Raw genomic sequence first — 11,444 nt, forward strand, 5'->3', positions numbered from 1 at the left:
CCCGTGGGGGGTCTCACATCAGCCGCGCAGTACGGCCTCCAGGGCACGGGCGGTCCTGGCCGCCTCCTCGGCGGGCAGTGGCGCGCCCTCGGGATCGGTCACATAGAAGGCGTCGACGGCATTCGAGCCGAGAGTGGAGACATGGGCGCTGCGCACCCGTACCGCCTCGTCCTCCAGTGCCCGGCCGATCCGGTGCAGCAGGCCCGGCGCGTCCTGGGCGCGGACCTCGATGACCGTGGCCAGGCTCGAACCCGCAGCGGCGACCGTGACCCGCGGTGGCGGGGCCTGCACCCCGCGGCGGCGCGGGTAGGCGGACTCCCGCTCGGCGAGTCTGGCCGGGATGTCGAGCGAGCCGTCCAGGGCCCGGACGAGATCGCTGCGCAGGCGGGCGGCCTGCGGGAGGGAACCGTACTCGGCGGCGACGCGCCAGCTCAGCAGCAGTACGCCGGAGGGTCCGCCCAGTTCGCTGGGCAGGTCGATGGTGCGCAGATCGGCGGCGCGTACGGTCAGCCGGTGCAGGGCGAGCACTCCGGCCGCGGCGGGCAGTACGCCCGGCTGGTCGGGCAGCGCGATCAGCAGCTCGACGCCGACCGGTTCGGGTTCCTCCCCCGCGGGCGCCTCGGTCTGGGCGTGCAGCGCGAGTACGGGTTCGCCGGTCCGCAGCGCCTCGATGGCGAGCCGTTCCTGTTCGGCGCTGGGCGCCGCGAGCTCCGGCTCGGCCGGGGCGTTGCCCGCGAGAACGGCCGCGACGCGTTTGACCAGGTCGGTCACGAGCGAGCCGCGCCAGGACGACCAGGCCGCGGGCCCGGTGGCGAGTGCGTCGGCCTCGGTGAGGGCGTGCAGCAGCTCCAGGGTGCTCACCGATCCCACGACCTCGGCGACGGAGGCGACCGTCGCCGGATCGTCCAGATCGCGCCGGGTGGCTGTTTCGATCAGCAGCAGATGGTGGCGTACGAGGGTGGCGATGACGGCCACGTCGGCGCGGTCGAATCCGATCCGGGTGGCGACGTCCCGCGCGATGGTCTCGCCGGCCACCGAGTGGTCGCCGGGCCAGCCCTTGCCGATGTCGTGCAGCAGGGCGGCGATCAGCAGCAGGTCGGGGCGGCCGACACGGCGGGTCAGCGCCGAGGCCTTGACCGCGGCCTCGACGAGATGCCGGTCGACGGTCCAGGTGTGCACGGCATTGCGCTGCGGGCGGCACCGTACGCGCTCCCAGTCGGGCAGCAGCCGGGTGATCAGGCCCTCGGCCTCCAGCGCCTCCCACACACCGATCGTCGACTCCCCCGCGCCGAGCAGGGTGACGAGCTCCTCGCGCGCCTCGGCGGGCCAGGGCACGGGCAGCGGCCGGGTGGTCGCGGCGAGTCGCCTTACCGCGTGAAGGGAGATCGGCAGACCCGACTGGGCGGCCGCGGCAGCGGCTCGCAGCGGGAGCACGGGGTCGCGCTCGGGCTTGGCGGTGCGGGCGAGCACCACCTCGCCGTCCTGCTCGACAACGCCTTCGGCGAGCGGACTGCGCTCGGGCTGCTGTCCACGGCCACCGCCGAGCATGGCGCGCAGCCGGGGCCGTACGGCCCGTGACCTGAGCACCCGGTTCACCTCGCGCCAGGTGACATCGGTGGCGTACGAGACGGTGCGCGCCGCCTCGTAGACCTGGCGCAGCAGCGCGTCGGCGTCCAGCAGGCCCAGCTCGGCGGCGACCTGGTCCTGCTCCTGGAGGGCGAGGCGGTCGGTGGCCCGCCCGGTCGTCAGATGCAGCGCGTCGCGGGTGTCCAGCAGCGTCCGGCGCGCCTCGGCGAGCCCTTCGCGCGGCGCGTCGGCGAGCCAGGAGGCGGCGACGGCGCGCAGTGCGGTGGCGTCGCGCAGGCCGCCGCGCGCCTCTTTCAGGTCGGGCTCCAGAAGGAACTGCAGCTCGCCCTGGCGCTCGGCCCGTTCGCGGCAGAGCTCGTCGAGCTGGGGCAGCCGCTTGGGGGCCTGGTTGCGCCAGTCGGCCAGTACAGCGGTGCGCAGCCCGGCGACCAGGCCCAGATCGCCCGCGACCGGGCGCGCGTCCAGCAGCCCCAGCTGCACCTTCAGGTCCTCGCCCGCGGTCTTGCGGGCCTCGCCCGGGGTGCGTACGGAGTGGTCGAGGGCGAGCCCCAGGTCCCACACCGGGTACCAGATCCGGTCCGCGAGTGCGGCGAGCGCGCCCGCTCCGGCGCTCCCGTCGTGCAGCAGGAGCAGATCGAGGTCGCTGCGCGGGGACAGCTCCCCGCGTCCGTAGCCGCCGACGGCGACGAGCGCAGCGCCGCGCACCTTCGCCTCCAGACAGGCGGTGGTGAAGAGCGCGGACAGCCACTCGTCGGTCAGCCTGGCAAGGGCCGCACGGCGCGGCGGCCCGGACTGCTCCTTCTCGTTGAGAAGGCGCAGCCGGGCCGCCGCATAGCCGCTGGGTCCCGAGTCTTCCGCTTCGGTGGTCACTTCGAGGCTCGTCACCCAGTAGCTCCTGTTCTGTAGAGCGGTCCGCGACTCAGAGCGCGTCGGGGCCGCGCTCGCCGGTCCGCACCCGTACGGCCGTGTCGACCGGGACGCTCCAGACCTTGCCGTCGCCGATCTTGCCGGTGCGGGCCGCCTTGACGACCACATCGATGAGCTGTTCGGCGTCGTCGTCCTCGACCAGTACCTCGATACGGATCTTCGGCACCAGGTCGACGGTGTACTCCGCGCCCCGGTAGACCTCGGTGTGACCACGCTGGCGGCCATATCCACTGGCCTCCGTGACCGTGAGGCCCTGGACGCCGAAGGCCTGCAGGGCCTCCTTGATCTCGTCCAGCCGGTGTGGCTTCACGACTGCGGTGATGAGCTTCATGCGTCCACCTTCTTGTTCTCTGCAGCTGCCACGGAGTCGGCCGGCGTGGGCACGGCCTTGCGGGAACCGGCGCCGCCGCCCGCACCGCTGAAGTCGTACGCCGTCTCGGCGTGCTCGTCCTGGTCGATTCCGGAGACCTCGACGTCCTCGTCCACCCGCATACCGATGGTCTTGTCGAGGATGAAGGCGAGGATCGCCGATGCCACCAGAGAGTAGGCCAGCACCGCTCCGACACCGACGGCCTGCTTGCCGAGCTGGTCGAGGCCGCCGCCGTAGAAGAGGCCCTTGGCGTCGGACTGGACGCCACCGGTGGCGAAGAAGCCGATGAGCAGGGAGCCGACGACACCGCCGACGAGGTGGACGCCGACGACGTCCAGGGAGTCGTCGTAGCCGAGCTTGAACTTCAGGCCGACTGCCATGGCGCACAGCACACCGGCGATGACACCGATCGCGATCGCGCCGAGCGGCGAGCAGGAGCCGCCGGACGGGGTGATGGCGACCAGACCGGCCACCGCGCCGGAGGCGGCACCGAGCGTGGTGAACGCACCGTGGCGGATCTTCTCGTAGGCGAGCCAGGCGAGCATCGCGGCGGCCGTGGCGACCTGCGTGTTGACGAACATCACCGCACCGACGCCGTCGTCGTTGCCCAGCCACGATCCGGCGTTGAAGCCGAACCAGCCGAACCACAGCAGACCGGCGCCGAGCATCACCAGCGGCAGGCTGTGCGGCCGCATCGGGTCCTTCTTGAAGCCGACACGCTTTCCGATGACCAGGATCACGCCGAGGGCCGCGGCTCCGGCGTTGATGTGGACGGCGGTACCACCGGCGAAGTCGATGACACCGAGCTCGAAGAGCCAGCCTCCCGCGCCCCACACCCAGTGCGCGACCGGGAAGTACACGACGGTGACCCACAGCGTGATGAACAGCGCCCAGGCGGTGAACTTGACGCGGTCGGCGAGCGCACCGCTTATCAGCGCGGGCGTGATGATCGCGAACATGAGCTGGAAGACGGCGAAGACGTACACCGGGATGGTGTAGCCGTCCCACAGCTGGGTGAGGCCGAGGCCGCTCAGTCCGACGTAGTCGGAGGTCCAGCCGATGAGGCCACCCTTGTCGGTGCCGAAGGCGGCGCTGAATCCGTACAGCACCCACAGGATCGTGACGATCCCGAGGCTGATGAAGCTCATCATCAGCATGTTCAGGGTGGACTTGACCCGGACCATGCCTCCGTAGAAGAAGGCCAGGCCCGGTGTCATGATCATCACCAGGGCGGAACAGATGAGCATGAAGCCGGTGTTGGCTGCTGACAGCGTCGGGGTGTCTGCTGCAAGCGTCGAGATGCCTGTTGGCATCGGCGTCTCCTCGTCGTCGGTGCGGCCGCGTGCGGGCGAAGCCTGAGCGGAAGGGCGGGCCGGTTATGCGCCCTGAGATTGGCCCAATGCCGTTTCCGTCGATGCCGCACGATGTTTCGCCGCAGTGACGAAGAGGTCCGGCGTGTTACACCGCCATGAACAGCGGGGTCACGAGTACGTAACGGGAGTACCCTCTCCGCACGTCACGGGGCCCCGGAAAAAGTGCCCCGTCATCCGCCCCGCAGAACCGGCCGCGACGTCACCCGGCTGACCTGGCGATGGGGGAGCCGAGTCGGGCTGTTTCGAGGTGAACGTCGCGGCCGGGGCCTGCTGGGCGCAGCCCTCTCAGACCGCTTCTGCGGTCTCGGGCAGCTGGGATGTGAGCTGGTCGGTGAAGTGGGCGACCTCGGCCACGTCACCGAAGTCGCGGGCCGCGGTGTCGACGGTCTTGCGCAGCCGGGTGTTGACCCGCTCGGAGCGGACCCGCTTGGCGACCTTCAGCGCCTGCCCGGCCAGGGCCGTCGACTGTTCGGGCTCCCTCTTGAGCAGATGAACGGTGGCCATGCCGATCAGATTCAGTGCGTACGACCGCTGGTGCTCCTCGTCCTTGCCGAAAAGCTCCACGGCGCGCTGCATTATCGGCTCGGCGAGCGAGGCATACGTGGGGCTGCGGCCCGCCACATAGGCCAGATCGCGGTAGGAGTGCGCGTTCTCGGCATTGAGCTCGGCCTCGGAGAAGAAGCGGATCCAGTCGGGCTCCGGCTCGCCGTCGAGACCGGCGTCGGCGAAGGTGTCCTCGGCCATCCGGACGGCTCGCTTGCACTTGCTGGGCTGGCCCATATTGGCGTACGACCGGGCCTCCATCGCATACAGCATCGCCTGGGTGCGCGGGGTCGCACAGTCGCGGCTGCCGTACTGCGCGAGATGGACGAGCTCCAGGGCGTCGTCCGGCCGCCCCAGGTGGATCATCTGGCGGCTCATGGAGGACAGGATGTACGAGCCGAGAGGCTTGTCGGCCGCCTCCTTGGCGGCGTGCAGCGCGAGCACGAAGTACTTCTGCGCGGTGGGCTGCAGGCCGACGTCGTAACTCATCCAGCCGGCGAGCTCGGCGAGCTCGGCCGCGCACTTGAACAGCCGCTGCGCGGTGGCTTCGGGCTGCGGCTCCTGCAACAGGTCGGTGACCTCGTGCAGTTGGCCCACCACGGCCTTGCGGCGCAGTCCGCCGCCGCACTGGGCGTCCCACTGGCGGAACATCGCGGTGGTGGACTCCAGCAGATCGAGCTCGGGCCTGGAGAGCCGCGAGGACCTGCGCGCGGCGGCCGGCGGCGCTCCCGGCTCGCCGACCGGGGAGGGCACCAGCCAGCGCTGCATCGGCTCGACGAGCGCGGGGCCCGCGGCCAGGGCGAGCGAGGTGCCGAGGAAGCCGCGCCGCGCCAGCATCAGATCGCTGCGCGAGAACTCGCTAAGGAGGGTGACGGTCTGCGAGCCGGCCCACGGCAGGTCGACCCCGGACACCGACGGTGACTGGTGCGCCGAGCGCAGACCGATGTCCTCGATGGCGACAACACACCCGAAGCGCTCGGAGAACAGCTCGGAGAGGATGCGCGGGATCGGCTCGCGCGGCTGCTCGCCGTCGAGCCAGCGGCGCACCCGCGAGGTGTCGGTGCTGATGTGGTGTGCGCCCATCTGGCGCGCCCTGCGGTTCACTTGGCGCGCCAGCTCGCCCTTCGACCAACCGCTGCGCACGAACCACGAGCCCAACTGCTCGTTCGGGCGCTTGCCGGTATTCGTACCGCCTGCGCCGGTGCCGCCCACTGGATTGCCCCCATCCGCCGAAAAGCTCTGTCGCCCGAACCCTTACCAGAATGCCGTGAACTGAAGCTCTCCGTAGGGAGGTTGCGCCCCATCGAACAGGAAACCGAGTTGCCTCCGGCATACCCGCGGATGCGCAGAACTCCAGGGCTCGTGTACTGAAAGTAGTCCCACGATCACCCCTCCAGCGAGGGCGATTCCAGAAACGCCACCATTCGCCACCCCTTCGAATGAACTCCCCTGCCGTCAGGCACGATTCACTTGACACACGACGATCAGGAGTCAGCGGAGCGGTGCACGCGCAGGCGCGCGACCCGGGCCGCACCACCCCTCTCGCCACTGTGCGCCGCCGGACCTTCACCGATTGCGACGCAGTGTCACGAGCGGACTTCGGGTCGTAACCACCGGCGATTCGACCCGTTGGAGGGGGCATGGGCTTCACAATCGGCGGCAGCCGGGGGATCAGTCAGATCAGGCCCGGCTCACGGCGCCGTGCGCGCACCGCGGAGTGCACCGTGGTGGCGGAGTACACGGGGCTTTGGGGCTGGGACGTGGCGCCGGGGGCGCGAGCGGCTTCGGGCGAGTGTTCCTGCGGGGCGGGCGACTGCGCGTCCCCGGGGGCTCATCCACTCCGCTTCGCCCCCGAGGTCCCCGCAGGCGCCACGCTGGACGAGGTCACCAGGGCATGGGCCCAGGTACCGGGCGCGGCGCTGCTGCTGCCGGTCGGCCGCGCCTTCGACATCCTGGACGTCGCCGCCCCGGCGGGCCGGCGGGCGCTGGTGCGCCTGGAGCGCATGGGCCTGCCGCTCGGCCCGGTGACGGCCACGCCGGACGGCCGCTGCCAGTTCTTCGTCGCGCCGGGCGCGGCCGACGAACTCCCGCAGCTGCTCTACCGGATGGGCTGGGACGACGCGGACCTGGACCTGCACTGCCTGGGCCCGGGCGCGCACATCACGGCGCCGCCGTCGGACCACGCGGGTCTTGGGCCGGTCAGCTGGCTGCGACCCCCGTCGCTGGACACGGCGACGGCGCCGCCGGAGGCGCGGCTGCTGCTGGGGACGCTGGCGTACGTCTGCCACCGTTCCTGAACCGGGGCCCCCGGACCTCAGCGATTGCGGACATGCGGCCGAAGGTCGTATGTCGGGGGTCCGGGCGGAGCCCCGGTAAAGGGCGAGCTACTCGCCGATCAGCGCATCCACGAACGCCTCCGGCTCGAACGGTGCCAAGTCGTCCGGCCCCTCGCCCAGGCCCACCAGCTTCACCGGGACGCCCAGCTCGCGCTGGACCGCGACCACGATGCCGCCCTTGGCCGTGCCGTCCAGCTTGGTCAGCACGATGCCGGTGATGTCCACGACCTCCGCGAAGACCCGGGCCTGTACCAGGCCGTTCTGACCCGTAGTGGCGTCCAGGACCAGCAGGATCTCGTCCAGCGGGCCGTGCTTCTCGACGACGCGCTTGACCTTGCCGAGCTCGTCCATCAGGCCGGTCTTGGTGTGCAGCCGGCCGGCGGTGTCGATCAGTACGACGTCCGCGCCCTCGGCGATACCCTCCTTGACCGCGTCGAACGCGACCGACGCCGGGTCGCCGCCCTCGGGCCCGCGCACCGTGCGCGCGCCGACCCGCTCGCCCCAGGTCTGGAGCTGGTCCGCGGCCGCTGCGCGGAACGTGTCCGCCGCACCGAGAACAACCGAGCGGCCGTCCGCGACGAGCACCCGCGCCAGCTTTCCGGTCGTCGTGGTCTTTCCGGTGCCGTTGACACCGACGACCATGACGACGCCCGGGGTGTCCAGACCGCTCTCGGTCTTCACCGCACGGTCGAAGTCGGTGCCGAGGAGGTGCAGCAGCTCCGCGCGCAGCAGCCCGCGCAGTTCGTCGGGCGTACGCGTGCCGAGCACCTTCACCCGCTCGCGCAGCCGCTCGACCAGCTCCTGGGTCGGCGCGACGCCGACGTCCGCGGTGAGCAGGGTGTCCTCGATCTCCTCCCAGGTCTCCTCGTCGAGGTGCTCGCGCGACAGGAGCGTGAGCAGACCCTTGCCGAGGGAGTTCTGGGAGCGAGCGAGACGCGCGCGCAGCCGGACCAGCCGGCCGGCGGTCGGCTCGGGGATCTCGATCTCGGGGGCGAGGGGCTCCTCGACGACGACCGGAGCCGTGGCTCCCGTGGTGTCGGGGAGATCGACCTCCTCGATCGTGCGGCGCGGCTCCTCGACCGTCGGGGCGGCGTCCTCACCGACCTGAGGCTCGGCGGGCGGGGCAGTGATGGTCGGCGTGCTCGACGGTGCCGAGGGCGGCAGCTGCTTCTTCTTGCGGCTGCTGACCACGAGCCCGCTGATCGCGCCGACCGCGACCAGGGCGATGACTACAGCAAGGATGAGGATTTCCATAACCCGACCAGTATGCGTGACCTCGCAGATGGCCGTTCGCTCCCTCTGCGGGGCTGCGCGCCCTGCGGGAAGGGCCGGTCCGCCGCCCTGTCCCGTGGGCGAGCCCGGGCTGCGCGGCCACCGTCGTGGTCGCCCAGGGCGTGTTTGAGAAGTAGCGCCGTCCGCCCGAAGGGCGGGCCCCGCGGCGTCTGGTGCGTGCAATCGCAAGGCGGAGGATCGTCCTCGTACTGGACGTACTTGGGCGACTCCGACAACACCGCGAGTGTGCGTGCCAGGCGCCGCGGGGTGGGGGTACCTCCCAGGCGAAGCTCTGGGGGAGGGACGTCTCAAACACGCCCTAGCCCCTCGCAGAACCCGGGCCCTCCGCTCTATCAATCTGACGCGACGTCAGCTACCGTCCCTCTTCGCCGTGCTCATACGCTGCGGAGGGGGACGTTCCCATGGCCTTCACGGTGGCCCGCTTCAATCTCGTCGATCCCGACGCGACACCCGAGACCCTCGCGGCCCGCTATCGCGCCGCCCTGGAAATGGCCGCGTACGCCGACGACCGCGGCATCGACACGATCCAGACCGAGGAGCACCACGGCGCCGGCAACAACTGGCTGCCCTCGCCCTTCGTCTTCGCCGGCGCGGTCCTCGGCTCCACCCGCCGTATCGCGGTCACCGTCTCCGCGATCATCGGCCCGCTCTACGATCCGCTGCGGCTGGCCGAGGACATCGCCGTGCTCGACCTGATCGGCAAAGGACGACTGGTCACGGTCGCGGGCATCGGCTACCGGCCCGAGGAGTACGAGGCCCACGGCGTCGACTGGGGCAGGCGCGGCAAGATCCAGGATCTGCTCCTGGAGACCCTCCTCAAGGCGTGGACGGGCGAGCCCTTCACCTACGAGGGCCGTACGGTACGGGTCACCCCGCGCCCGTACACCCAGCCCCACCCCCTGCTGCTCGTCGGCGGCTCGTCGAAGGCGGCGGCCCGCCGCGCCGCCCGCCTCGGGCTGCCGTTCTTCCCGAGCGCGCATCTGCCGGAGCTTCAGGCGTACTACCAGGACAGGCTCGCCGAATACGGCACCGAGGGCTGGACGATGATGCCCGCCGAGAAGACGCCGCTCCTGCATCTGTCCGAGGACCCGGACCGCACCTGGGCAGAGTACGGAAAGCACTTCCTGCACGAGGCCCGGATGTACGCCTCGTGGCAGTCCAAGGACATCCGCTCGGCGGTGAAGTCCGCCGCCACCACCGTCGACGAACTCCGCGCCGAGGGCGTGTACCGGATTGTCACGCCGGACGAGTGCGTGGCGCTGGGCGCCGAGAGTCTCGTACTGCATCCGCTGTGCGGCGGCATGCCGGTGGACGAGGGCTGGCGCAGCCTGCAGCTGATGTGCGAACACGTACTGCCCCGGCTCACTGGGTGAGCCGGGGCAGTTCCGTGGTGAGGAGAGGGGCAGCGGGGATTAGCCCATCTCCTCCAACGCCTTGCCCTTCGTCTCCTTGACGTACCTGAGCACGAAGGGGATCGAGAGCACGGCGAAGGCTGTGTAGATGACGTACGTGCCCGAGAGGTTCCAGTCCGACAGGCTCGGGAAGCTCGCGGTGATGGCCCAGTTGGCGATCCACTGGGCGGAGGCGGCGACGCCGAGCGCCGCGGCGCGGATCCGGTTGGGGAACATCTCGCCCAGGAAGACCCAGACCACAACGCCCCAGGAGAGGGCGAAGAAGAGCACGAAGACATGGGCGGCGACCAGGGCCACGACACCCTGGGTGGTGGGCAGCTTGCCGTCGACGAGATCGGCGGAGAAGGCCCAGGCCTCGAAGGCCAGCGCGATCGCCATACCGGCCGAGCCGACGAGGGCGAGCGGGCGGCGGCCGATCCTGTCCACGAGGACCATCGCGATCACGGTGCCGATGATGTTGATGATCGAGGTGGTGAAGGAGTAGAGGAACGAGTCGGTGGGGTCGATGCCGACGGACTGCCACAGCGTCGAGGAGTAGTAGAAGGCGACGTTGATGCCGACGAGCTGCTGGAAGACCGAGAGTCCGATGCCGACCCAGACGATGGGCAGGAAGCCGGAGCGGCTGCCCAGCAGGTCCTTGAAGGTCGACTTGTGCTCGCTGCGCATCGCCTGGTCGATCTCGGCGACGCGGGCGTCCAGGTCCACGCTGTGGCCCTCGACCTCGCCGAGGACCTCCTTCGCCCGGTCGGTCCTGCCGACGGAGATCAGGAAGCGGGGCGACTCGGGGATCACGAAGGACAGCAGCCCGTAGAGCACCGCGGGCACGACCATGACGCCGAGCATCCACTGCCAGGCCTCGAGCCCGCCGATCTCGCCGCGCTGCTCACCGTCGGCGAGTTGCAGGATGCCGTAGTTCACCAGCTGGGACACGGCGATGCCGATGACGATCGCGGCCTGCTGGAAGGAGGCGAGCCGGCCGCGGTAGGCGGGCGGGGAGACCTCGGCGATATAGGCCGGGCCGATGACCGATGCCATGCCGATGGCGAAGCCACCGATGACGCGCCAGAAGGCGAGGTCCCAGAGGGCGAAGGGGACGCAGGAGCCGACCGCGCTGATGGTGAAGAGCGCGGCGGCGATCTGCATACAGCGGATGCGGCCGATACGGTCGGCGATCCGGCCGGCGGTGGCCGCGCCGATGGCGCAGCCGATCAGGGCGATCGCGATGACCTGGGCGAGCGTTCCGGAGCCTATGTCGTAGCGGTCGCGGATGGCCTCGACAGCGCCGTTGATGACCGAACTGTCGTAGCCGAAGAGGAAACCGCCCATCGCGGCGGCGGCCGTGATGAAGATGACATGGCCGAGGTGGTCGGGATGGGCCTCACGGGCTCCCGATGCCGGAGGCGGCTGCACGGTGCTGGTCACGTGTACTCCTGGGGCGTCCGGCAGCGTCGCCGGGCGTGGGGGGCGAGCCCTTCAAGCGGCACACAACAGCCCGCCGCCCACCACTTGAAGGTAATAGCAACGTTGCAGAGACTATTCGTTCAAGTTTCGAAGTCAAGAGGCGAGATCAAGCCAAGTTCACTCACGAAGCAATCGGCGTTAG

8 protein-coding genes are annotated in these 11,444 nt (G+C 70.5%); 2 read left to right on the forward strand and 6 right to left on the reverse strand.

Annotated elements, in window-relative coordinates:
* Positions 1-18 precede the first annotated feature (18 nt).
* The 4 genes from OG905_RS12325 to nsdA all read right to left on the reverse strand — a co-directional run bounded on the left by OG905_RS12325 (position 19) and on the right by nsdA (position 6,012).
* Positions 19-2,472: a [protein-PII] uridylyltransferase gene (locus tag OG905_RS12325; protein WP_328667770.1), complete on the reverse strand. Its 2,454-nt coding sequence runs from the start codon at positions 2,470-2,472 to the stop codon at positions 19-21.
* A 34-nt stretch (positions 2,473-2,506) separates the two neighbouring features.
* The gene (locus OG905_RS12330; RefSeq protein ID WP_084904268.1) at positions 2,507-2,845 is read right to left on the reverse strand and encodes a P-II family nitrogen regulator; all 339 of its coding nucleotides are present in this window, start codon (positions 2,843-2,845) and stop codon (positions 2,507-2,509) included.
* Positions 2,842-4,197, reverse strand: a complete 1,356-nt coding sequence (locus OG905_RS12335; RefSeq protein ID WP_328667776.1) for an ammonium transporter — start codon at positions 4,195-4,197, stop codon at positions 2,842-2,844. Before OG905_RS12335 ends, OG905_RS12330 begins: the two co-directional genes overlap by 4 nt.
* 345 nt (positions 4,198-4,542) lie before the next feature.
* Positions 4,543-6,012, reverse strand: coding sequence for a transcriptional repressor NsdA (nsdA, locus tag OG905_RS12340; RefSeq protein WP_328667777.1), 1,470 nt, complete (start codon positions 6,010-6,012; stop codon positions 4,543-4,545).
* Positions 6,013-6,440: 428 nt separating this feature from the next.
* Between nsdA and OG905_RS12345 the strand changes: the two genes are divergently transcribed.
* A complete protein-coding gene (locus tag OG905_RS12345; RefSeq protein WP_328667778.1) occupies positions 6,441-7,097 on the forward strand; it encodes a bifunctional DNA primase/polymerase in 657 nt (218 codons plus the stop codon).
* Positions 7,098-7,184: 87 nt separating this feature from the next.
* Here the strand turns inward: OG905_RS12345 and ftsY are convergent, their stop codons facing one another.
* Complete coding sequence (ftsY, locus tag OG905_RS12350; protein WP_328667780.1) at positions 7,185-8,390, reverse strand: signal recognition particle-docking protein FtsY; 1,206 nt, start codon at positions 8,388-8,390, stop codon at positions 7,185-7,187.
* A 440-nt stretch (positions 8,391-8,830) separates the two neighbouring features.
* On the opposite strand from ftsY, the gene OG905_RS12355 reads away from it, so the two are divergent.
* Entirely contained in the window at positions 8,831-9,802 is a 972-nt protein-coding gene (locus OG905_RS12355) for an LLM class flavin-dependent oxidoreductase (RefSeq protein WP_328667781.1), read from the forward strand.
* 39 nt (positions 9,803-9,841) lie between these two features.
* Here the strand turns inward: OG905_RS12355 and OG905_RS12360 are convergent, their stop codons facing one another.
* A complete protein-coding gene (locus OG905_RS12360) occupies positions 9,842-11,263 on the reverse strand; it encodes a sugar porter family MFS transporter (RefSeq protein WP_328667783.1) in 1,422 nt (473 codons plus the stop codon).
* Positions 11,264-11,444 lie beyond the last annotated feature (181 nt).

Origin of the sequence: Streptomyces sp. NBC_00322 (assembly GCF_036147535.1) — a bacterium.
Classification (GTDB): Bacteria; Actinomycetota; Actinomycetes; order Streptomycetales; family Streptomycetaceae; genus Streptomyces.